The sequence below is a fragment of the Enterococcus gallinarum genome, assembly GCF_021496385.1.
GTDB classification, from domain to species: domain Bacteria; phylum Bacillota; class Bacilli; order Lactobacillales; family Enterococcaceae; genus Enterococcus_D; species Enterococcus_D gallinarum.
Genome location: NZ_CP050816.1, coordinates 742,418 through 765,396, shown reverse-complemented (window position 1 = coordinate 765,396; position 22,979 = coordinate 742,418). Strand labels below are relative to the sequence as shown.

At 37.1% G+C, this 22,979-nt stretch carries 20 protein-coding genes and 5 pseudogenes; 13 read left to right on the top strand and 12 right to left on the bottom strand.

Features of this window, described 5'->3' with window-relative positions; all coding sequences use genetic code 11:
- Positions 1-12: 12 nt before the first annotated feature.
- The 12 genes and pseudogenes from HED61_RS17045 to HED61_RS03635 all read right to left on the bottom strand — a co-directional run bounded on the left by HED61_RS17045 (position 13) and on the right by HED61_RS03635 (position 8,742).
- A pseudogene (locus HED61_RS17045) lies at positions 13-182 on the bottom strand (MLS leader peptide).
- Positions 183-498: 316 nt separating this feature from the next.
- Complete coding sequence (locus tag HED61_RS03685; RefSeq protein WP_197696175.1) at positions 499-2,070, bottom strand: IS1182 family transposase; 1,572 nt, start codon at positions 2,068-2,070, stop codon at positions 499-501.
- A gap of 160 nt (positions 2,071-2,230) precedes the next feature.
- Entirely contained in the window at positions 2,231-2,869 is a 639-nt protein-coding gene (locus HED61_RS03680; protein WP_002343778.1) for an oxygen-binding di-iron domain-containing protein, read from the bottom strand.
- Between the two features lie 67 nt (positions 2,870-2,936).
- Positions 2,937-3,212: pseudogene (locus HED61_RS03675) on the bottom strand (hypothetical protein); the annotation flags it as partial.
- Positions 3,209-4,117 (bottom strand): aminoglycoside nucleotidyltransferase ANT(6)-Ia, encoded by a 909-nt coding sequence (locus HED61_RS03670; RefSeq protein ID WP_001255866.1) that lies wholly within the window; start codon positions 4,115-4,117, stop codon positions 3,209-3,211. The pseudogene HED61_RS03675 and the gene HED61_RS03670, both read right to left, overlap by 4 nt.
- Before the next feature lie 18 nt (positions 4,118-4,135).
- Positions 4,136-4,252, bottom strand: a pseudogene (locus HED61_RS16900) (topoisomerase DNA-binding C4 zinc finger domain-containing protein); the annotation flags it as partial.
- 169 nt (positions 4,253-4,421) lie between these two features.
- Positions 4,422-5,159, bottom strand: a complete 738-nt coding sequence (erm(B), locus tag HED61_RS03660) for a 23S rRNA (adenine(2058)-N(6))-methyltransferase Erm(B) (protein ID WP_002292226.1) — start codon at positions 5,157-5,159, stop codon at positions 4,422-4,424.
- Positions 5,160-5,283: 124 nt separating this feature from the next.
- Entirely contained in the window at positions 5,284-5,373 is a 90-nt protein-coding gene (locus HED61_RS03655; protein WP_104775479.1) for a 23S rRNA methyltransferase attenuation leader peptide, read from the bottom strand.
- 48 nt (positions 5,374-5,421) lie between these two features.
- Positions 5,422-5,591: pseudogene (locus tag HED61_RS17040) on the bottom strand (MLS leader peptide).
- Between the two features lie 205 nt (positions 5,592-5,796).
- Positions 5,797-7,941: a type IA DNA topoisomerase gene (locus HED61_RS03645; RefSeq protein WP_013438841.1), complete on the bottom strand. Its 2,145-nt coding sequence runs from the start codon at positions 7,939-7,941 to the stop codon at positions 5,797-5,799.
- Entirely contained in the window at positions 7,941-8,558 is a 618-nt protein-coding gene (locus HED61_RS03640; RefSeq protein WP_001062587.1) for a recombinase family protein, read from the bottom strand. The genes HED61_RS03645 and HED61_RS03640 overlap by 1 nt, the downstream gene beginning before the upstream one ends.
- A gap of 13 nt (positions 8,559-8,571) precedes the next feature.
- Entirely contained in the window at positions 8,572-8,742 is a 171-nt protein-coding gene (locus HED61_RS03635; protein WP_000713595.1) for a hypothetical protein, read from the bottom strand.
- Positions 8,743-9,185: 443 nt separating this feature from the next.
- Between HED61_RS03635 and HED61_RS03630 the strand changes: the two genes are divergently transcribed.
- The 13 genes and pseudogenes from HED61_RS03630 (at position 9,186) to tet(M) (ending at position 22,892) form a co-directional block, all read left to right on the top strand.
- On the top strand, positions 9,186-9,500 hold the full coding sequence (locus tag HED61_RS03630; protein WP_000420682.1) for a YdcP family protein: 315 nt from the start codon (positions 9,186-9,188) through the stop codon (positions 9,498-9,500).
- A gap of 15 nt (positions 9,501-9,515) precedes the next feature.
- On the top strand, positions 9,516-9,902 hold the full coding sequence (locus HED61_RS03625; protein ID WP_000985015.1) for a YdcP family protein: 387 nt from the start codon (positions 9,516-9,518) through the stop codon (positions 9,900-9,902).
- A 28-nt stretch (positions 9,903-9,930) separates the two neighbouring features.
- A complete protein-coding gene (locus HED61_RS03620) occupies positions 9,931-11,316 on the top strand; it encodes an FtsK/SpoIIIE domain-containing protein (protein ID WP_000813488.1) in 1,386 nt (461 codons plus the stop codon).
- Between the two features lie 177 nt (positions 11,317-11,493).
- Complete coding sequence (gene mobT / locus HED61_RS03610) at positions 11,494-12,699, top strand: MobT family relaxase (RefSeq protein WP_000398284.1); 1,206 nt, start codon at positions 11,494-11,496, stop codon at positions 12,697-12,699.
- 42 nt (positions 12,700-12,741) lie between these two features.
- Complete coding sequence (locus HED61_RS03605; protein ID WP_001009056.1) at positions 12,742-12,963, top strand: hypothetical protein; 222 nt, start codon at positions 12,742-12,744, stop codon at positions 12,961-12,963.
- A 116-nt stretch (positions 12,964-13,079) separates the two neighbouring features.
- A complete protein-coding gene (locus HED61_RS03600) occupies positions 13,080-13,577 on the top strand; it encodes an antirestriction protein ArdA (RefSeq protein ID WP_000342539.1) in 498 nt (165 codons plus the stop codon).
- Positions 13,578-13,665: 88 nt separating this feature from the next.
- On the top strand, positions 13,666-14,058 hold the full coding sequence (locus HED61_RS03595; RefSeq protein WP_000723888.1) for a conjugal transfer protein: 393 nt from the start codon (positions 13,666-13,668) through the stop codon (positions 14,056-14,058).
- Positions 14,042-16,489, top strand: a complete 2,448-nt coding sequence (gene tcpF / locus HED61_RS03590) for a conjugal transfer ATPase TcpF (RefSeq protein WP_000331160.1) — start codon at positions 14,042-14,044, stop codon at positions 16,487-16,489. The genes HED61_RS03595 and tcpF overlap by 17 nt, the downstream gene beginning before the upstream one ends.
- A gap of 2 nt (positions 16,490-16,491) precedes the next feature.
- Positions 16,492-18,669 carry a CD3337/EF1877 family mobilome membrane protein gene (locus HED61_RS03585; RefSeq protein ID WP_001574271.1) on the top strand — a complete coding sequence of 726 codons (2,178 nt, stop codon included), beginning with the start codon at positions 16,492-16,494 and terminating at the stop codon, positions 18,667-18,669.
- Entirely contained in the window at positions 18,666-19,667 is a 1,002-nt protein-coding gene (locus HED61_RS03580) for a bifunctional lytic transglycosylase/C40 family peptidase (protein ID WP_001574272.1), read from the top strand. Before HED61_RS03585 ends, HED61_RS03580 begins: the two co-directional genes overlap by 4 nt.
- On the top strand, positions 19,664-20,596 hold the full coding sequence (locus tag HED61_RS03575; RefSeq protein ID WP_001224319.1) for a conjugal transfer protein: 933 nt from the start codon (positions 19,664-19,666) through the stop codon (positions 20,594-20,596). The genes HED61_RS03580 and HED61_RS03575 overlap by 4 nt, the downstream gene beginning before the upstream one ends.
- Before the next feature lie 313 nt (positions 20,597-20,909).
- Positions 20,910-20,957 (top strand): annotated as a pseudogene (locus HED61_RS17005) (hypothetical protein); the annotation flags it as partial.
- A gap of 15 nt (positions 20,958-20,972) precedes the next feature.
- Positions 20,973-22,892, top strand: a complete 1,920-nt coding sequence (gene tet(M), locus HED61_RS03565) for a tetracycline resistance ribosomal protection protein Tet(M) (RefSeq protein WP_001574275.1) — start codon at positions 20,973-20,975, stop codon at positions 22,890-22,892.
- Positions 22,893-22,979: the final 87 nt, after the last annotated feature.

Sequence of the window (22,979 nt, the reverse complement as noted above, 5' to 3'; positions counted from 1 at the left end):
TCTAATTTAACTTCAATTCCTATTATACACAAAATTTTAAGATACTGCACTATCAACACACTCTTAAGTTTGCTTCTAAGTCTTATTTCCATAACTTCTTTTACGTTTCCGCCATTCTTTGCTGTTTCGATTTTTATGATATGGTGCAAGTCAGCACGAACACGAACCGTCTTATCTCCCATTATATCTTTTTTTGCACTGATTGGTGTATCATTTCGTTTTTCTTTTTGTGCGCCTAAATTTCCCACAATCACTCACTTCTTTCTATTTCTTCTTATTCTTATTTTATCATCAACAATCACAAATCACTTGTGATTTGTGATAAGTGATTTGTGATTAATATGGGGCTGTCGCATTAGCGGGTTAAAATCCTTTAGCGATAGCTCCTTTTTCAAATTGTAAAAAATATTTCCTAATAAAATATTCTAATAATAATGAAGTCTTTAAAAATAAGCGCACTTTAATAAGCCTCTTTAAAAGACTTTTTTAAAAATATAATTATGCTGTTTTCTTTAATTCAAATAAATGCTTACCAGTACGGTTTGCTTGAATCTTCCTATGTAGTTTATTTATATTAAGTGCCATAGCAAGAAGTATGCTTTCTGCTAATACGTTATTTTGTCCTCGACACATAAATCTTCTAAAATCCATATCTTGCTTTAGTTGGGCAAAAGAGCCCTCTGCTTGTATACTTCTATTTACTCTAAGAAGACAGCCTTCGTCACTCACAATTCTTTCCAAATCATCTTTTCTTTGACGATTGAATTTTTTTGATGTTTCAAATTTCTTAGTTCTCTGTTCTATAGGTATTTTTGAATTATTTCCTTTTATGCAGCTGATTTTACAGCTACAATTGCTGCAATCCTCACAAGCATAAATTGTTTTTTCACTTTCATATCCTGTTTTAGATTTTTTGATTTTTATGCTTTCTTTTTTTAATTGCTTGCCACTTCGGCAGGTATAGAAATCTTTAGCTTCATTGTATTCCATGTTTTCTATCTTCCCGATATCATTTTTAAATTTTCTTGTTTTTGATATTTCATAATTAGCTGGTTTGATGAAAGCTATCTGATTGTTTTCTTCAATAAATGAATAATTTTCTTCGCTTTCATATCCAGCATCTGCAACTATTTTTAAGTATTTAAATTTTAATCTTTCCTCCATAATTTTAAGAAAAGGTATAAGAGTTGTTGTATCTGTTGGTTGTGGACCAATAGTGAGCCACACAACATATTCTGAATCTACACCATGTTGCAAATTATAAGCTGGTTTTAGTTGTCCATTTTTCATAGCATCTTCTTTCATTCTCATAAATGTAGCATCCACATCAGTTTTTGAATAACTGTTCCGACTACCGCAAGTGTATACCTTTTTTGTATATTCTTTAAACTTTGATAGGTATTCTTCAAGAGTTTCAATTGAACGTTGTAATGAAGTTTTTCTTTTTCCACATCCGTGGACGAATTGTATACCCTCTGAATTTTTCAGTGCATAAAGCTTTTTTCTAAGTTTTTTTACATGTTTCATCTGCACCATATTTTTGTAAGCAACCTTAATATCATAAAGATCTTCACACTCTTTAACAAGGTCTGCTATTTTGATTAATAGTTTTGCCGTATTCTTTGTTACGGCTTTTTTCCAAACAAAAGAATATTTATTTGCATAAGCTTCAATTTTGGTTCCATCAATAAATATAGCTTCTCCTGAAATTTCACCGATATCATAAAGAAAATTGCTCATTTCCGCAAGAATTTTTTCTGCACATGGAGCAAAATGCAAACTCCTAAATCTTGCAAATGTTGCATGATCCGGAGCAGGAGAATCTTCAAGTAAAAACATAAAATTAATATCTCTGCGACATGCATTTTCAATGTCTCGGGATGAATAAAATTTGTTCATATAACCATAAATCATAATCTTCAGCATTTTTCTTGGCGATACTTGATTTTCCCTTACTCGGGAATAAGTCGAATATAAATCTGTTAAATCCATCTCCTCTACAAATTGACTTAGCAAACGCACTGAATCATTAGCTGGTATCATATAATCAATATTTAATGGAAGCTTCAATTGATAAAACTTCTGATTAATTGTATAATCTTTATGTAAAATGTTTCTTATTCGCATAAAAATATTTTACTATAAATCTCAGATTCATTGAAGTCTGAGATTTATTTTTTTACTTAAAAGGAGCTGTTCACTAATTATTTAGTGCGACAGCCCCTTTTATCTATTGTAGTTTAATACATGCTCCATGACCAGTTGCTATAAAACTAGGATTTAACTGTCCTAAATTATTCTTTAACTGTTCAAGTTTACTAGGGTCAGGAACTTGCTCTAAACTAATATTATTTATTTCTCCACACCAATTAGATTCTTTTACTGTACCTATTTCTTTTCCCATTGCTAGCATTAAATCACTACTAAAAAATATTTTACGTTTATTCTCCATAATTAATAATCCATCCCAAAGATGCATTTCTGACGGATAATTTATGAATTCCAATTCGTAACTGCCAGTACTTAAAATTTCTCCAGCTTTTTTAACAATAGTTTCTGCCTTAATGCCAAAACCATTTAATTGAAATGCTGTAACTTCTGAACAAATTGTTTTAGCTTTAGGAAATTGTTCTAATATTACTCTCAATCCACCACACTCATCGGCTTCAAAATGTGATATAAAAATATATTTTAATTCTTTGCCCTTAAGTGCTGCTTTAAGCTGTGGCAACAAAGCTTCAGCCTGAATTATATTACCCGTATGAACTAACACTGGTTCATCACCAAGTAGTAAGTATTGATGGAAAGTAAGATTAATTGGCTCAATATAAGTACTAAATTGGTACAATTCCTCATTTAACACTGTCATATAAATCCCTCATTTCTTTTCAAACTAAATTTAAAGCTAAAAATACTGATTTTTAATCTTTAAGCTTATTTTTTCGCAGTTTAACTTTTCCGACGCATTTATCGTCTTGGTAGTAAAGATATATTATCTTATCAGTATTGTCAATATATTCAAGGCAATCTGCCTCCTCATCCTCTTCATCCTCTTCGTCTTGGTAGCTTTTTAAATATGGCGCTTCATAGAGTAATTCTGTAAAGGTCCAATTCTCGTTTTCATACCTCGGTATAATCTTACCTATCACCTCAAATGGTTCGCTGGGTTTATCGATATCTTTCAGGTGCCCTGCTTTCATTTCTGTAATCACTGTTCCCGCCTCTCTTCTATATCAGCGGCATATGTGCTATCCAGGCAGCCGGTTTTACCAGTGTATTTTTTATACATGTCCCTGGTATATTTTGTTATATTCCTATCATACTCCGGATAGGCATAATGAAGCCTTTCCGCCACCTCACCGGATACCGCCCTGAACAATTGATGGCATAGAAATAATGCTTCCCATATGTTTTCATAGGAATCCATCCGGTAGGTGGACAAAAGTTTCTCCCACAAATCCTCGGATATATACCTTTCAATAAACTTATAGTTCTTGCCTACACTTAATTTAAAGCCTGTTTCGATGCCGACCTTCCATGATATCATTCTCAGCAGCTCATGGCGAACAATCTGATTAAAATGATCAATAGCAAATAAAATTTCCTTACGGCACAATCCTTTAATAACATAAGGTGTTACATTCCAAAATTCATTGCAGCAATCATCATACTCCCTTGCGCTTGGCTTTCTTACATGATAATCTATATCAGTCGGAACTATGTCCCTTTTAATTCTACAATCTTTATCAATTAGAACCTTTATTAATTTATCGCCCTTTAGGTAATTATCTAACTCTTCCAAGGGCAATAAGGTAAGATCAATTTTATTGTAATCATCAAATAGCATAAGATAGGAAAATCCCTTTTCTTCAGGTGGGAATAATTCCATATCCTCCGGCTTTTGCATCATTATTATATTCCCAAATTGATTAAGCCAGTCATCATTAGATATAAACGGTTCTATATCACTTACAAAATATGTAATATCATAATCCTGAAATTCATCTTTAGGTATATTAATATTTGCGCGTGACCCCTCAAGGGTCACAATTCGAATACGTTCATCCTGTTCTGCTAAAGAAAGTACTAAATCCATCATTTCTTTTTCTGATCTCATTTACATACTCCTCGTTTATTTTTTCTTTCTAAAATGTTCAGCTAAAGTAAACTTACATTCAGGATAATTTGAACAACCATAAAACGATTTTTTTAATACAATATTGTTGCCACACTTAGGACATTTTCCTACAAGGGGTCCCGAGCGCTTAGTGGGAATTTGTACCCCTTATCGATACAAATTCCCCGTAGGCGCTAGGGACCTCTTTAGCTCCTTGGAAGCTGTCAGTAGTATACCTAATAATTTATCTCCATTCCCTTTAGTAACGTGTAACTTTCCAAATTTACAAAAGCGACTCATAGAATTATTTCCTCCCGTTAAATAATAGATAACTATTAAAAATAGACAATACTTGCTCATAAGTAACGGTACTTAAATTGTTTACTTTGGCGTGTTTCATTGCTTGATGAAACTGATTTTTAGTAAACAGTTGACGATATTCTCGATTGACCCATTTTGAAACAAAGTACGTATATAGCTTCCAATATTTATCTGGAACATCTGTGGTATGGCGGGTAAGTTTTATTAAGACACTGTTTACTTTTGGTTTAGGATGAAAGCATTCCGCTGGCAGCTTAAGCAATTGCTGAATCGAGACTTGAGTGTGCAAGAGCAACCCTAGTGTTCGGTGAATATCCAAGGTACGCTTGTAGAATCCTTCTTCAACAATCAGATAGATGTCAGACGCATGGCTTTCAAAAACCACTTTTTTAATAATTTGTGTGCTTAAATGGTAAGGAATACTCCCAACAATTTTATACCTCTGTTTGTTAGGGAATTGAAACTGTAGAATATCTTGGTGAATTAAAGTGACACGAGTATTCAGTTTTAATTTTTCTGACGATAAGTTGAATAGATGACTGTCTAATTCAATAGACGTTACCTGTTTACTTATTTTAGCCAGTTTCGTCGTTAAATGCCCTTTACCTGTTCCAATTTCGTAAACGGTATCGGTTTCTTTTAAATTCAATTGTTTTATTATTTGGTTGAGTACTTTTTCACTCGTTAAAAAGTTTTGAGAATATTTTATATTTTTGTTCATGTAATCACTCCTGAAGTGATTACATCTGTAAATAAATACAGAAGTTAAACGATTTGTTTGTAATTTTAGTTATCTGTTTAAAAAGTCATAAGATTAGTCACTGGTAGGAATTAATCTAACGTATTTATTTATCTTTATCTGCGTAATCACTGTTTTTAGTCTGTTTCAAAACAGTAGATGTTTTATCTACATTACGCATTTGGAATACCAACATGACGAATCCCTCCTTCTTAATTACAAATTTTTAGCATCTAATTTAACTTCAATTCCTATTATACACAAAATTTTAAGATACTGCACTATCAACACACTCTTAAGTTTGCTTCTAAGTCTTATTTCCATAACTTCTTTTACGTTTCCGCCATTCTTTGCTGTTTCGATTTTTATGATATGGTGCAAGTCAGCACGAACACGAACCGTCTTATCTCCCATTATATCTTTTTTTGCACTGATTGGTGTATCATTTCGTTTTTCTTTTTGTGCGCCTAAATTTCCCACAATCACTCACTTCTTTCTATTTCTTCTTATTCTTATTTTATCATCAACAATCACAAATCACTTGTGATTTGTGATAAGTGATTTGTGATAAGTGATTTGTGATTAATATATAAAAGCCCTCTTTAAAGGGCTTTTATGTTTATTTTGAGAAAGATATAAAATCAATATATCCCTTTTCCCCAATTTTTACAACGGCATTGTAGGGCTTTTTCTCTTTGTTTTTGATTCCTTTTACCAGGGTTTCTTTTCCCTCCAGTAATTCTTTTACATTCGTTTTGGTTAGTTTTTTCTTTCTAAAATGTTCAGCTAAAGTAAACTTACATTCAGGATAATTTGAACAACCATAAAACGATTTTTTTAATACAATATTGTTGCCACACTTAGGACATTTTCCTACAATACTTTTTTCTGCTTCTTTTTCTTTCTGTTCCTGGTAATCAGAAAAATTTAGTTTTTCTATATCGTTAGGTACAGCTTCCAGTAAATGAACAATGAATTTTTTGATATTCGTAATAAAGTTCTCTTGATTGCCTTCTCTTTTACCGATTTTTTTTAAATACGTTTCCCATTTAGCCGTCATTTCAGCACTCGTTAAAAGGTGCTGACTTTCAACTGCCTGGCACAATAATTTTCCTTTTTCAGTTACAACAAGCTTATTCTTAATCACTTGGATATATTCTTTTTGTTTTAACGCTTCAATAATACTTGCTCTTGTCGCTTCTGTTCCAATCCCCTCAACTTCTTGTAAAATCTTGATTGCTTCTTCATCATCAACCGTTTTATTCGCCGTTTTCATAGCAGTTAATAATGTACCCTCTGTAAAAGCTTTTGGCGGTTGCGTTTCTTTTTCAACACTCTTAACACCAACTTCGGCACGTTCGCCAATGATAACGAGTGGTAACGTTTGAACGTCCTCTTTTTCTTCTTTGGTTTGTTGTTTGAAAAGAATTTTCCACCCTTCTTGCTTTGGTGTCTTTCCGATCGATTGAAACAGCAAATCAGCTACTTTCGTTTGTATCTTGGTTTCTTCATACAAGTAATCAGGTAAAAACATGGCAACGGTCGTTTTAACGACTAAAGCATAAATTTTTCGTTGTAAATCGTCCATTTTCGCTAATGCAGATTCGGTAGGTACTTGTTTTGTTGGGATAATGGCGTGGTGTTCCTGTACCTTACTACCGTCCACATAACGCTTTCTAGGCTCTGTTTGAACCATTTCAAGATCAAGTCCTAAAAAACCGCTATATTTGCCAAAATTCGCTTTTAAATAAGCAAATTCGTTCTCTGTAATAAATGGTGTATCTGTTCTTGGATAACTCAATAATTTTGCTTCATACAGTCCTTGCATAGCTTTTAAAGTTTGGCTCGCTGTCGCTTTATAAAGCTGATTGACTTTTGATTGCAAACTACTTAAAGAAAACAAACTCGGACTATTCGTTTTCTTCTCTTTGGTTTGAACATCAGCAATTATCCCCTCTTGATTGCCTATTTTAGCTTGTTTAGAAGAAACAAAAGCTAAAAGCTCCTCTTGGGTTTTAAAACGCTGTGTGGGGCTTAGAACGCCCTTAAACGACCCTTGGTTTACTTTTATACTAGCTTCCACCTCGAAAAAAGGTTCTTTTTTAAAATTCTCTATGGCTTCCTGGCGCTGAAAAATAAGGTATAAGGTGGGCGTTTGAACACGTCCTAGTGAAAATGTACCTTGTACGCCCTTCTGTTGTAAATTTAACGTATACAAAGGGCTTGCGTTCATGCCGATCAACCAATCGGCAATTTGGCGTGTTTGCGCTTCTTGATAAAAGGGATAGTAATTCATTCCAGGTTGCAAATTTTGAAAACCGCTTCGGATTACATCTTTTTCTAAGCTATTGATCCATAGTCTTTTAAATGTTTTATCTTTTGAAAAGGCATTTGCTTTATGGATAATCGACCAGGCGATATTTTCACCTTCTCTGTCGCTATCTGTTGCAACAATAATTGTATTTGCCTTTTTGAGAAGTTCTGCAACAATTTTAAACTGCTTTCCCTTATCTTTTGCAACTTCAAAATCGTATCGATCAGGAAAAATCGGCAAAGATTCAAGTTTCCAATTTTGCCACTTTTCGTCATAATGACCTGGTTCTGCTAATTCCACTAAATGCCCAAAACCAAAGGTGATAAACGTTTCATCTGTAAATAGTGGGTCTTTGATCTCAAAATAACCGTCTTTTTTGGTGCTTTGTTTTAAAGAACTTGCGTAGGCTAATGCCTGGCTTGGTTTTTCAGCTAAAATAACCGTACTCATTAACTATCCCTCTTTTCATTGTTTTTTCTTTGATCGACTGTCACGTTATATCTTGCTCGATACCTTCTAAACGTTCGGCGATTGATTCCAGTTTGTTCTTCAACTTCTTTATCGGATAAACCATTCAAAAACAAATCGAAAGCATGCTTTAAACGTGGATCATTTTCTTTAAATTTATGCTGACGACCTTTGAATTTGCCTTTTTTCTTAGCAATTTCGATTCCTTGTGCCTGACGTTCCTTAATTTTTTTTCGTTCTGATTCTGCTTGATACTTGTACAATTCAATGACAAGGCTATTAATCAAACGCCTTAAATTTTCATCTTCAATACCATTCATTGAGGGTAAATTTAAGACTTCCAGGGTTGCCCCCTTAATTTGAATTTGATTCATCAATTCTGTTAATTCTTTATTATTTCGTCCTAATCGATCTAATTCAGTAACAATAACAATATCCCCTTCACGAATATAGTTAAGCATAGCTTGTAATTGTGGGCGTTCGACCGATTGACCGCTTAATTTGTCTGAAAAGACCTTAGAAACGCCCTGTAACGCTTGTAATTGCCGATCTAAGTTCTGTTCTTTGCTACTGACACGTGCATAACCAATTTTAGCCATTTTCAACCAACCTCTAAAATTCTCTCGGTTGCAATAACCAATCAGCAATATCTACTTTTTCAATTTCAAATTGCTTATCAGAAATTGTCTTTTCGTAAGCGATAAAATCTTGCGCATATTGTTGCTCATTAAAAATAGCCACCACTTCGTCATTTTCTAAAACTCGATAAATAAATTTTTTCATTTTACTCCTCCTATTATGCCCAACTTAAATGACCTATTCACCAAGTCAATTATACTGCTAAAACCATATTAGGACAAATAGGTATACCTTATTGCTCTTTTTTAATTAAAAATAGCATAAAAATCTAGTTATCCGCATAAAAACTGGACTTATCACACTTTATCAAGGTCAAAACCACTCAATTTACTACTAATTTACTACTTATGAATGAGCTTTGATACGACGATTTATCCTTGAAAAGTGAAGATATAAAGATACTTCCAATAAAATTTGAATATTTAATAGGTAGACACTTCAAAAAATGAGGTGTCTATTTTTTTACCCGATTTTGAAAGGAAGTGAACTTATGAAAACAAAAAATCAAGAATCAAAAGGTCGTTCCCCACTCTTTAAGACCATCAAACATTCATTCAGCCAATAAAAAAGAAAGGATAGGTAAAAATATGGAACTTAAATTTGTGATTCCCAACATGGAAAAAACATTCGGCAATTTAGAATTTGCTGGCGAGGATAAAGTCGTTCAGCGAAGAATCAACGGACGGCTAACTGTCTTATCAAGAAGCTATAATCTCTATTCTGATGTTCAAAGAGCAGATGATATTGTGGTGGTGCTTCCTGCTGAAGCTGGCGAAAAACATTTCGGCTTTGAGGAACGTGTGAAGTTAGTCAATCCACGTATTACCGCAGAGGGCTACAAAATCGGCACTCGTGGTTTTACAAATTACCTTTTACATGCTGACGACATGATAAAAGAATAAAGAAAGAGAGGAAAAATGATGAGATTAGCAAATGGCATTGTATTAGATAAAGACACGACTTTTGGAGAATTGAAATTCTCTGCTCTACGTCGTGAAGTGAGAATCCAAAATGAAGACGGGTCGGTTTCAGATGAAATCAAGGAACGTACCTATGACTTAAAATCCAAAGGACAAGGACGCATGATTCAAGTAAGTATTCCTGCCAGCGTGCCTTTGAAAGAGTTTGATTATAACGCACGGGTGGAACTTATCAATCCCATTGCGGACACCGTTGCTACTGCCACCTATCAAGGAGCAGATGTTGACTGGTATATCAAGGCAGACGATATTGTGCTGACAAAGGATTCTAGTTCATTCAAAGCTCAACCACAAGCAAAGAAAGAACCGACACAAGACAAATAGTCGCTAGGTAGAAAGGAGACTTTTTCGCATGAAACAGCGTGGTAAAAGGATTCGCCCATCTGGTAAAGATTTAGTCTTTCATTTTACGATAGCGTCACTCCTGCCTGTTTTCCTGCTGGTTGTCGGACTGTTTCATGTGAAGACAATCCAGCAGATCAACTGGCAGGATTTTAACCTATCACAAGCAGATAAGATTGACATTCCCTATTTAATTATCAGTTTCAGTGTCGCAATTCTTATCTGCTTGCTGGTAGCGTTTGTATTCAAACGGGTTCGCTATGATACGGTTAAACAACTTTACCACCGTCAAAAACTGGCAAAGATGATACTTGAAAACAAGTGGTATGAATCTGAACAGGTCAAAACAGAGGGTTTCTTTAAAGATAGTGCTGGTCGTACAAAGGAAAAGATAACCTACTTCCCTAAAATGTATTATCGACTTAAAAATGGCTTGATACAGATACGGGTGGAAATCACGCTGGGAAAATATCAAGACCAACTCTTACACTTGGAAAAGAAATTAGAGAGTGGCTTGTACTGTGAGCTGACGGATAAAGAGTTAAAGGATTCCTATGTGGAATATACTTTGCTCTATGACACCATAGCCAGTCGTATTTCTATTGATGAAGTAGAAGCTAAAGATGGTAAACTTCGCTTAATGAAAAACGTATGGTGGGAATATGATAAGCTCCCTCATATGTTGATTGCTGGTGGTACAGGTGGCGGTAAAACTTACTTTATACTGACACTGATTGAAGCCTTGCTTCATACAGATTCAAAACTGTATATTCTTGACCCGAAAAATGCTGATCTTGCGGACTTAGGTTCTGTGATGGCAAATGTCTACTATAGAAAAGAAGACTTGCTTTCTTGCATTGAAACATTCTATGAAGAAATGATGAAACGTAGTGAGGAAATGAAGCAGATGAAGAACTATAAGACTGGCAAAAATTATGCTTACTTAGGTCTCCCGGCACACTTCTTAATCTTTGATGAATACGTCGCTTTCATGGAAATGCTGGGAACAAAAGAAAACACCGCAGTTATGAATAAGCTGAAACAGATTGTCATGTTAGGTCGTCAAGCTGGCTTCTTTCTAATACTGGCTTGTCAACGTCCAGACGCAAAATATTTAGGCGACGGAATCCGTGATCAGTTTAATTTCAGAGTGGCTTTAGGTCGTATGTCTGAAATGGGCTATGGCATGATGTTTGGCAGTGACGTACAAAAGGATTTCTTCTTAAAGCGAATCAAAGGTCGTGGCTATGTTGATGTAGGAACAAGTGTCATATCAGAGTTTTATACTCCCCTTGTACCAAAAGGATATGATTTCTTGGAGGAAATTAAAAAGTTATCCAACAGCAGACAGTCCACGCAGGCGACGTGCGAAGCGGAAGTCGCAGGTGTGGACTGATCTTGCTGGCTGGTGTGGCAATAGCCACGCCAGCACTTAACCCCCCGTATCTAACAGGGGGGTACAAATCGACAGGAAACAGTCAAAAAAACATTAGAAAATCCTTTGGTTACAAGGGATTTACAAAATTTCAGCGTATGTCAAATGGGCTTTAAAAGTTGACATACGCCTTTTTGATTGGAGGGATTTTTACTGAATGAACAAACTTGGTTACAGCATTTAAAAGAAAAACGCTTGGCTTATGGACTATCTCAAAACCGTTTAGCTGTTGCGACTGGTATTACAAGGCAGTATCTAAGCGATATTGAAACAGGAAAAGTCAAGCCATCAGAGGATTTACAGCAGTCCCTTTGGGAAGCTCTGGAACGCTTCAATCCCGACGCTCCCCTTGAAATGCTGTTTGATTATGTAAGAATTCGCTTTCCGACAACAGACGTACAGCAGGTGGTCGAAAACATCTTACAACTGAAACTGTCCTATTTTCTTCATGAGGACTATGGTTTCTATTCTTATTCAGAGCATTATGCTTTAGGCGACATATTCGTCCTTTGCTCCCATGAACTGGACAAAGGAGTTCTGGTGGAATTGAAAGGTCGTGGGTGCAGACAATTTGAAAGCTATCTTCTGGCACAACAAAGAAGCTGGTATGAGTTCTTTATGGACGTTTTGGTGGCTGGCGGTGTGATGAAACGCCTTGACCTTGCCATTAACGATAAGACAGGGATTTTAAATATCCCTGTACTCACTGAAAAGTGCCAACAGGAAGAATGTATCTCCGTCTTCCGCAGTTTTAAAAGCTATCGCAGTGGCGAACTGGTACGCAAAGAGGAAAAGGAATGTATGGGAAACACCCTCTATATCGGTTCATTACAAAGTGAAGTTTATTTCTGTATCTATGAAAAGGACTACGAGCAGTACAAGAAAAATGATATTCCCATTGAAGACGCAGAAGTAAAAAACCGTTTTGAGATTCGATTGAAAAATGAGCGTGCCTATTATGCAGTCCGTGATTTACTCGTCTATGACAATCCAGAGCATACCGCCTTTAAAATTATCAATCGGTATATCCGTTTTGTAGATAAAGACGATTCCAAACCTCGTTCTGATTGGAAACTGAATGAAGAATGGGCTTGGTTTATTGGGAACAATCGTGAACGATTAAAACTAACCACAAAACCAGAGCCTTACTCCTTCCAAAGGACGCTGAACTGGCTATCTCATCAAGTTGCCCCGACCTTAAAGGTTGCGATTAAACTTGATGAAATCAACCAGACGCAGGTTGTAAAAGACATTCTCGACCATGCGAAACTGACAGACCGACACAAGCAGATTTTGAAGCAACAGTCAGTAAAAGAACAGGACGTGATAACAACAAAAAAATAACTCAAATACAAATTCATTGAATATAGAGAGGAGAACATTTTTATGAATTTTGGACAAAACCTTTATAACTGGTTTCTATCAAACGCTCAATCACTGGTGCTTTTAGCAATCGTTGTGATTGGCTTGTATCTTGGCTTCAAGCGTGAGTTTAGCAAACTGATTGGCTTTTTAATTATTGCGATTATTGCGGTTGGCTTAGTCTTCAACGCTGCTGGAGTAAAAGACATTTTACTAGAGCTATTCAATCGCATTATTGGTGCTTAAATAAAACCGTTCTTTTGTGGAATATAAGTGGTTTTCTTATGTTCCGCAAAGGAATGGTACACCAAACGAAGTGCGGTAGGGATTTTTGAATCTCTACAAAGAAAGGACGTGAATATATGGACGATATGCAAGTCTATATTGCGAATTTAGGCAAATACAATGAGGGCGAATTGGTCGGTGCGTGGTTTACCTTTCCCATTGACTTTGAGGAAGTCAAAGAGAAAATCGGCTTGAATGATGAATATGAGGAATACGCCATTCATGACTACGAGTTACCCTTTACGGTTGACGAATACACTTCCATTGGCGAACTCAATCGACTATGGGAAATGGTATCGGAATTACCCGAAGAATTACAATCGGAGCTATCTGCTCTGCTCACTCATTTTTCAAGCATTGAAGAACTAAGCGAACATCAAGAGGATATTATCATTCATTCCGATTGTGATGATATGTATGACGTGGCACGCTACTACATTGAAGAAACGGGTGCTTTAGGCGAAGTACCAGCTAGTCTTCAAAACTATATTGATTATCAAGCCTATGGTCGGGATTTAGACCTTTCAGGAACGTTTATCTCAACCAATCATGGGATTTTTGAAATCGTCTATTAAATCTGTCGGTACATTACTACTGGCAGATTTTCTATTTTACGGGGTGGCTCAATCAGCTACCCCTATTTTTTATGAAAGGATTGATTACATGAAGAAAATACGAAGCTATACCAGTATCTGGTCTGTGGAAAAGGTACTGTATTCTATCAATGATTTTAGACTTCCGTTTCCCATAACCTTTACGCAAATGACATGGTTTGTCGTGTCACTCTTTGCAGTGATGATACTTGGCAACTTGCCCCCTCTTTCCATGATAGAGGGAGCATTTCTCAAATACTTTGGGATTCCTGTGGCTTTCACATGGTTTATGTCTACAAAAACTTTTGATGGTAAAAAGCCTTATGGATTTTTGAAGTCTGTCATTGCTTATGCACTGCGACCAAAGCTGACCTATGCAGGAAAAAAAGTAACGCTTGGCAGAAACCAGCCACAAGAAGCCATTACAGCAGTTAGGAGTGAATTTTATGGCATATCCAATTAAATACATTGAAAACAATCTCGTCTGGAATAAAGACGGGGAATGTTATGCTTACTATGAGCTTGTTCCTTACAATTACTCATTTCTAAGTCCAGAACAGAAAATACAAGTGCATGATTCTTTCAGACAGCTTATCGCACAAAATCGTGATGGCAAAATTCATGCTTTACAAATCAGTACAGAATCCAGCATACGTTCTGCACAAGAGCGTTCCAAAAATGAAGTCACTGGCAAGCTCAAAGCGGTTGCCTATGACAAAATCGACCAACAGACAGACGCTTTAATATCCATGATTGGCGAAAATCAAGTGAACTACCGTTTCTTTATCGGCTTTAAGTTGCTTCTCAACGATCAGGAGTTTTCTATGAAAAGTCTTACCGTTGAAGCAAAAAATGCTTTGTCTGATTTTGTCTATGATGTGAACCATAAGCTGATGGGCGATTTTGTTAGTATGAGTAATGATGAAATCCTGCGTTTTCAGAAGATGGAAAAGCTCTTAGAAAATAAAATCTCTCGTCGTTTCAAAATCCGCAGGTTAGATAAGGACGACTTCGGCTATCTGATTGAACACCTTTACGGACAGACAGGCACTGCCTATGAAGAGTATGAGTACCATCTATCAAAGAAAAAGCTGGATAATGAAACGCTGATTAAATACTATGACTTGATTAAGCCTACTCGCTGTTTGGTGGAAGAAAAACAGCGATATTTGAAAATCCAGCAGGAAGATGAAACCGTCTATGTAGCTTACTTTACCATTAACAGCATTGTCGGAGAACTGGACTTCCCGTCCTCTGAAATCTTCTACTACCAGCAACAGCAATTTACATTCCCGATTGATACGTCAATGAATGTGGAAATTGTAGCGAATCGTAAAGCCCTATCTACTGTCCGCAATAAAAAGAAAGAACTGAAAGACTTGGATAACCACGCTTGGCAAAGTGATAATGAAACCAGCTCCAATGTGGCGGAAGCTCTGGAAAGTGTGAATGAGCTGGAAACCAATTTAGACCAAAGCAAGGAATCTATGTACAAGCTGTCTTATGTGGTAAGGGTATCAGCAAATGATCTTGACGAACTCAAACGTCGTTGTAATGAAGTGAAAGATTTTTATGACGATTTAAGCGTAAAACTGGTACGACCATTTGGGGATATGCTCGGCTTACATGAAGAATTTTTACCTGCCAGCAAGCGTTATATGAATGATTATATTCAATACGTGACCTCTGATTTCCTCGCTGGTTTAGGTTTTGGTGCTACTCAAATGCTGGGGGAAAATGAGGGGATTTATGTTGGCTACAGCTTAGATACTGGACGCAATGTCTATCTGAAACCTGCTCTTGCCAGTCAAGGGGTTAAGGGTTCAGTAACCAATGCGTTAGCGTCGGCTTTTGTTGGTTCGCTGGGTGGTGGTAAATCCTTTGCGAATAACCTTATCGTCTATTATGCGGTGCTTTATGGGGCACAAGCAGTGATTGTAGACCCAAAAGCAGAACGTGGCAGATGGAAAGAAACCTTGCCAGAGATTTCCCATGAAATCAATATCGTCACTCTGACTTCTGATGAGAAAAACAAAGGCTTACTTGACCCTTATGTGATTATGAAAAATCCCAAAGATTCTGAATCACTGGCTATTGATATTCTGACATTCCTTACGGGGATTTCCTCTCGTGATGGGGAACGCTTCCCAATCCTTAGAAAAGCCATTCGTGCAGTAACCAATAGTGAAGTACGAGGGTTGATGAAAGTGATTGAGGAATTACGGGTTGAGAATACGCCACTAAGTACCAGTATAGCCGACCATATCGAAAGTTTTACAGACTATGACTTTGCACATTTATTATTCAGTAATGGTTATGTGGAGCAGTCTATCAGCTTAGAAAAACAACTGAACATTATACAGGTTGCGGACTTGGTACTTCCCGACAAGGAAACTTCCTTTGAGGAATATACCACTATGGAGCTTTTATCCGTTGCTATGCTGATTGTCATTAGTACCTTTGCTTTAGACTTTATCCATACAGACCGAAGCATTTTCAAGATTGTAGATTTAGACGAAGCATGGAGCTTTTTACAGGTAGCACAAGGAAAAACACTATCTATGAAGCTGGTTCGGGCTGGTCGTGCTATGAACGCTGGGGTATATTTCGTGACCCAAAATACAGACGACCTCTTAGATGAAAAACTGAAAAATAACCTCGGCTTAAAATTTGCATTTCGTTCCACTGACCTTAACGAGATTAAAAAGACCTTAGCCTTTTTTGGTGTAGACCCAGAGGACGAAAACAATCAGAAGCGATTGCGTGATTTGGAAAACGGGCAATGCCTTATCAGTGATTTATATGGTCGTGTCGGTGTGATACAGTTCCACCCTGTATTTGAAGAACTGCTCCATGCCTTTGATACCAGACCACCTGTGCGAAAAGAGGTGTAAATGTGAAACCATCAATAGTAAACAGAATAAAATCAAACTGGACGCTGAAACGTCTAGGTAAAGTGGCAATGACAGTGGCTTTCACACTTGTGATTGCCATTTTTCTTTTAGCCATGCTGGGAACGGTGGTTCAAGCTGCGGGCTTGGTAGATGATACGGTCAATGTGGCAAATGAATACAGCCGATACCCACTTGAAAACTATCAACTGGATTTTTATGTGGATAATAGCTGGGGCTGGCTTCCGTGGAACTGGTCGGACGGGATTGGAAAACAGGTCATGTATGGACTATATGCCATTACCAATTTTATTTGGACAATCAGTTTGTATGTTTCCAATGCGACAGGTTACTTAGTACAGGAAGCCTATTCCTTAGACTTCATTTCCGCTACAGCAGATTCCATTGGTAAGAATATGCAGACCTTAGCTGGTGTGAGTGCAAACGGATTTTCAACAGAGGGTTTCTATGTTGGATTCCTCTTACTCTTGATTTTGGTTCTTGGGGTTTATGTTGCCTATACGGGACTGATAAAGAGAGAAACCACAAAGGCAATTCATGCCATTATGAATTTTGTGCTGGTGTTTATCCTATCGGCTTCCTTTATTGCCTACGCTCCCGACTACATTAAAAAAATCAATGACTTTTCATCAGACATCAGTAATGCCAGTTTATCACTTGGCACGAAGATTGTCATGCCCCATTCCGATAGTCAAGGCAAGGACAGCGTGGACTTAATCAGAGATAGCCTGTTTTCCATACAGGTTCAGCAACCGTGGCTACTGCTTCAATACAACAGTTCAGACATTGAAAGTATTGGTGCTGACCGTGTGGAAAGTCTACTTTCAACCAGTCCAGACAGTAATAATGGAGAAGACAGAGAAAAAATTGTAGCAGAAGAAATCGAAGACAGAAACAATGTGAACATGACGATTACAAAAACTATTAACCGTTTGGGTACAGTCTTCTTTCTCTTTGTATTCAATATCGGGATTTCTATATTCGTATTCCTACTAACAGGAATCATGATTTTCTCGCAGGTACTTTTTATCATCTATGCCATGTTTCTGCCTGTGAGCTTTATTTTAAGCATGATTCCGTCCTTTGATGGTATGTCAAAACGAGCCATTATCAAACTCTTTAATACCATTTTGACACGAGCTGGAATCACGCTGATTATTACGACAGCCTTTAGTATTTCAACCATGCTCTATACCTTATCGGCTGGTTATCCGTTCTTTTTGATTGCCTTTTTACAGATTGTGACCTTTGCAGGAATCTACTTCAAACTGAGCGATTTAATGAGTATGTTTTCGCTTCAAAGCAACGATTCTCAAAGTGTGGGAAGTCGTGTGATGAGAAAACCTCGTATGCTTATGCACGCTCATATGCACCGCCTACAGCGTAAACTTGGACGCTCCATGACAGCTTTAGGTGCTGGCTCTGCCATTGCCAGTGCTACAGGAAAACAAGGACAGTCGGGTAGTTCTGGTAGGACACAAGCAGATCACACCCGTCCAGACGGACAGGAAAAATCAACACTTGGAAAACGTATCGGACAAACAATCGGAGCAGTTGCTGATACCAAAGATAAAATCGTTGATTCTGCTGGTAATCTCAAAGAACAGGTTAAGGATATTCCGACCAATGCAAGATATGCAGTGTATCAAGGAAAATCCAAAGCAAAAGAAAATGTTCGTGACCTAACTTCCAGTATTTCTCAAACCAGAGCAGACAGAGCCAGCGGACGCAAGGAACAGCAGGAACAAAGACGCAAAACCATTGCAGAGCGTCGCTCTGAAATGGAACAGGTCAAACAGAAAAAACAGCCAGCTTCTTCCGTTCATGAAAGACCAGCTACTAAGCAAGAACAATCTCATGATGGACAGACCGCAAAACAATCTTCTATTCAGACTTCACGCATGGAATCTCAACAAGCCAAACAGGAGCGTCCAGCAGTTAAGTCCGATTCTTTAAGTTTAAAAGCGGAACGACAAAACCGTACTACACAAGAAAGAACAGTTCAAAAGCCAGCAACTTCAACTACACCAGCAGACAGAGCTTCACAACGTCCAGTCACAAAAGAGCGTCCGTCTACTGTTCAAAGAGTTCAAAGCCAAAACCTTAGAAATAGACCACCAATAAAATCCGCCACTATCAAGAAAGGCAGTAAGAAACCATGAAACTGAAAGCTTTAGTGATTGGTGGTTCTGGGCTATTCTTGATGGTCTTCTCACTGCTTCTGTTTGTTGCCATTTTATTTTCAGATGAACAGGACAGCGGAATTTCCAATATTCATTATGGAGGTGTGAATGTTTCCGCAGAAGTGCTGGCTCATAAGCCTATGGTAGAAAAATATGCCAAAGAATATGGCGTTGAAGAATATGTCAACATACTTCTTGCGATTATACAGGTGGAATCGGGCGGTACTGCGGAAGATGTTATGCAGTCCTCGGAATCCCTCGGTCTTCCACCTAATTCATTGAGTACAGAAGAATCCATTAAGCAAGGTGTGAAGTATTTCAGTGAATTATTAGCCAGTAGCGAAAGGCTCAGTGTAGATTTAGAATCGGTTATCCAGTCCTACAATTATGGTGGTGGTTTCTTAGGGTATGTGGCTAATCGTGGAAATAAATATACCTTTGAACTGGCTCAAAGTTTCTCAAAAGAGTATTCAGGTGGCGAAAAAGTGTCTTACCCCAATCCCATAGCCATACCTATCAATGGGGGCTGGCGATACAACTATGGCAATATGTTTTATGTGCAACTGGTAACGCAGTATCTTGTCACAACAGAGTTTGATGATGATACGGTACAAGCCATCATGGACGAAGCACTGAAATATGAGGGCTGGCGATACGTTTACGGTGGAGCTTCCCCGACTACTTCTTTTGATTGTAGCGGACTGACACAATGGACGTATGGAAAAGCTGGAATTAACTTACCACGAACCGCACAACAGCAATATGATGTGACCCAGCATATCCCACTATCGGAAGCACAAGCTGGCGATTTGGTTTTCTTTCATTCTACCTATAACGCTGGCTCTTATATTACTCATGTTGGGATATACCTTGGCAATAACCGTATGTTTCATGCAGGCGACCCAATCGGTTATGCCGACTTAACAAGCCCCTACTGGCAACAGCATTTAGTGGGAGCAGGACGAATCAAACAATGAGAAAGGAAGATTTAATGATGAAATTTAGAAAAAATCAGAATAAAGAAAAACAGATACCAAAGGAAAAGAAACCTCGTGTCTATAAGGTCAATCCTCATAAAAAGGTTGTGATTGCCTTGTGGGTACTTTTAGGGCTTAGTTTCAGCTTTGCGATATTCAAGCACTTTACAGCTATAGATACTCATACTATTCACGAAACAACTATCATAGAAAAGGAATACGTTGATACTCATCATGTAGAAAATTTTGTAGAGAACTTTGCGAAAGTCTACTATTCATGGGAGCAATCCGATAAGTCCATTGATAATCGAATGGAAAGTCTAAAAGGCTATCTGACAGATGAACTTCAAGCTCTCAATGTTGATACAGTACGCAAAGATATTCCTGTATCGTCTTCTGTAAGAGGATTTCAGATATGGACGGTAGAGCCAACTGGCGACAATGAGTTTAATGTAACCTACAGTGTAGACCAGCTCATTACAGAGGGAGAAAATACAAAGACCGTCCACTCTGCTTATATAGTGAGTGTCTATGTAGATGGTTCTGGAAATATGGTACTGGTTAAGAATCCGACCATTACCAACATACCTAAGAAATCAAGTTATAAACCAAAAGCCATTGAAAGTGAGGGGACGGTTGATTCCATTACAACCAATGAAATCAATGAGTTTTTAACGACGTTCTTCAAGCTCTATCCTACAGCGACAGCCAGTGAACTTTCCTACTATGTGAATGACGGGATATTAAAACCAATCGGAAAAGAGTACATCTTTCAAGAACTGGTAAATCCTATTCACAATCGTAAGGATAATCAAGTCACGGTATCGCTGACAGTGGAGTATATCGACCAGCAGACCAAAGCAACGCAGGTATCTCAATTTGATTTGGTACTTGAAAAGAACGGGAGTAATTGGAAGATTGTAAAATAACAAATATTGGTACATGATTACAGATACTTTGTAATCATGTACTCTTTTTGATAAAAAATTGGAGATTCCTTTACAAATATGCTCTTACGTGCTATTATTTAAGTGACTATTTAAAAGGAGTTAATAAATATGCGGCAAGGTATTCTTAAATAAACTGTCAATTTGATAGCAGGAACAAATAATTAGATGTCCTTTTTTAGGAGGGCTTAGTTTTTTGTACCCAGTTTAAGAATACCTTTATCATGTGATTCTAAAGTATCCAGAGAATATCTGTATGCTTTGTATACCTATGGTTATGCATAAAAATCCCAGTGATAAAAGTATTTATCACTGGGATTTTTATGCCCTTTTGGGTTTTTGAATGGAGGAAAATCACATGAAAATTATTAATATTGGAGTTTTAGCTCATGTTGATGCAGGAAAAACTACCTTAACAGAAAGCTTATTATATAACAGTGGAGCGATTACAGAATTAGGAAGCGTGGACAAAGGTACAACGAGGACGGATAATACGCTTTTAGAACGTCAGAGAGGAATTACAATTCAGACAGGAATAACCTCTTTTCAGTGGGAAAATACGAAGGTGAACATCATAGACACGCCAGGACATATGGATTTCTTAGCAGAAGTATATCGTTCATTATCAGTTTTAGATGGGGCAATTCTACTGATTTCTGCAAAAGATGGCGTACAAGCACAAACTCGTATATTATTTCATGCACTTAGGAAAATGGGGATTCCCACAATCTTTTTTATCAATAAGATTGACCAAAATGGAATTGATTTATCAACGGTTTATCAGGATATTAAAGAGAAACTTTCTATGGAAATTATAATCAAACAGAAAGTAGAGCTGCACCCTAATATGTGTGTGATGAGCTGTACGGAACCTGAGCAATGGGATGTGGTAATAGAAGGAAATGATGACCTTTTAGAGAAATATATGTCCGGTAAATCATTAGAAGCATTAGAACTCGAACAAGAGGAAATCAGAAGATTTCAGAATTGCTCCTTGTACCCTGTTTATCATGGAAGCGCAAAAAGCAACATAGGGATTGAGCAGCTTATAGAAGTGATAACGAATAAATTTTATTCATCAACATACAGAAAGAAGTCTGAACTTTGCGGAAATGTCTTCAAAATTGAATATTCGGAAGAAAGACAACGTCTTGCATATGTACGCCTTTATGGCGGAATCCTGCATTTGCGGGATTCGGTTAGAATATCGGAAAAGGAAAAAATAAAAATTACAGAAATGTATACTTCAATAAATGGTGAATTATGTAAAATTGATAAGGCTTATTCCGGGGAAATTGTTATTTTGCAAAATGAGTTTTTGAAGCTAAATAGTGTTCTTGGAGATACAAAGCTATTGCCACAGAGAGAGAGAATTGAAAATCCGCTCCCTCTGCTGCAAACAACTGTTGAACCGAGCAAACCTCAACAAAGGGAAATGTTACTTGATGCACTTTTAGAAATCTCCGACAGTGACCCGCTTCTACAATATTATGTGGATTCTACGACACATGAAATTATACTTTCTTTCTTAGGGAAAGTACAAATGGAAGTGATTAGTGCACTGTTGCAAGAAAAGTATCATGTGGAGATAGAACTAAAAGAGCCTACAGTCATTTATATGGAGAGACCGTTAAAAAATGCAGAATATACCATTCACATCGAAGTGCCGCCAAATCCTTTCTGGGCTTCCATTGGTTTATCTGTATCACCGCTTCCGTTGGGAAGTGGAATGCAGTATGAGAGCTCGGTTTCTCTTGGATACTTAAATCAATCATTTCAAAATGCAGTTATGGAAGGGATACGCTATGGTTGCGAACAAGGATTATATGGTTGGAATGTGACGGATTGTAAAATCTGTTTTAAGTATGGCTTATACTATAGCCCTGTTAGTACCCCAGCAGATTTTCGGATGCTTGCTCCTATTGTATTGGAACAAGTCTTAAAAAAAGCTGGAACAGAATTGTTAGAGCCATATCTTAGTTTTAAAATTTATGCGCCACAGGAATATCTTTCACGAGCATACAACGATGCTCCTAAATATTGTGCGAACATCGTAGACACTCAATTGAAAAATAATGAGGTCATTCTTAGTGGAGAAATCCCTGCTCGGTGTATTCAAGAATATCGTAGTGATTTAACTTTCTTTACAAATGGACGTAGTGTTTGTTTAACAGAGTTAAAAGGGTACCATGTTACTACCGGTGAACCTGTTTGCCAGCCCCGTCGTCCAAATAGTCGGATAGATAAAGTACGATATATGTTCAATAAAATAACTTAGTGTATTTTATGTTGTTATATAAATATGGTTTCTTGTTAAATAAGATGAAATATTTTTTAATAAAGATTTGAATTAAAGTGTAAAGGA

Excerpts from the sequence above, each read along its gene's own strand:
- HED61_RS03630 (WP_000420682.1), top strand. The coding sequence starts at position 9,186 with ATGGAACTTAAATTTGTGATTCCCAACATGGAAAAAACATTCGGCAAT.
- HED61_RS03595 (WP_000723888.1), top strand. The coding sequence starts at position 13,666 with ATGAAGAAAATACGAAGCTATACCAGTATCTGGTCTGTGGAAAAGGTA.
- HED61_RS03625 (WP_000985015.1), top strand. The coding sequence starts at position 9,516 with ATGATGAGATTAGCAAATGGCATTGTATTAGATAAAGACACGACTTTT.
- HED61_RS03620 (WP_000813488.1), top strand. The coding sequence starts at position 9,931 with ATGAAACAGCGTGGTAAAAGGATTCGCCCATCTGGTAAAGATTTAGTC.
- HED61_RS03640 (WP_001062587.1), bottom strand. The coding sequence starts at position 8,558 with ATGGCTAAAATTGGTTATGCACGTGTCAGTAGCAAAGAACAGAACTTA.
- HED61_RS03575 (WP_001224319.1), top strand. The coding sequence starts at position 19,664 with ATGAGAAAGGAAGATTTAATGATGAAATTTAGAAAAAATCAGAATAAA.
- HED61_RS03670 (WP_001255866.1), bottom strand. The coding sequence starts at position 4,117 with ATGAGATCAGAAAAAGAAATGATGGATTTAGTACTTTCTTTAGCAGAA.
- HED61_RS03605 (WP_001009056.1), top strand. The coding sequence starts at position 12,742 with ATGAATTTTGGACAAAACCTTTATAACTGGTTTCTATCAAACGCTCAA.
- HED61_RS03580 (WP_001574272.1), top strand. The coding sequence starts at position 18,666 with ATGAAACTGAAAGCTTTAGTGATTGGTGGTTCTGGGCTATTCTTGATG.
- HED61_RS03680 (WP_002343778.1), bottom strand. The coding sequence starts at position 2,869 with ATGACAGTGTTAAATGAGGAATTGTACCAATTTAGTACTTATATTGAG.
- HED61_RS03600 (WP_000342539.1), top strand. The coding sequence starts at position 13,080 with ATGGACGATATGCAAGTCTATATTGCGAATTTAGGCAAATACAATGAG.
- HED61_RS03645 (WP_013438841.1), bottom strand. The coding sequence starts at position 7,941 with ATGAGTACGGTTATTTTAGCTGAAAAACCAAGCCAGGCATTAGCCTAC.
- HED61_RS03655 (WP_104775479.1), bottom strand. The coding sequence starts at position 5,373 with ATGTTGGTATTCCAAATGCGTAATGTAGATAAAACATCTACTGTTTTG.
- tcpF (WP_000331160.1), top strand. The coding sequence starts at position 14,042 with ATGGCATATCCAATTAAATACATTGAAAACAATCTCGTCTGGAATAAA.
- HED61_RS03635 (WP_000713595.1), bottom strand. The coding sequence starts at position 8,742 with ATGAAAAAATTTATTTATCGAGTTTTAGAAAATGACGAAGTGGTGGCT.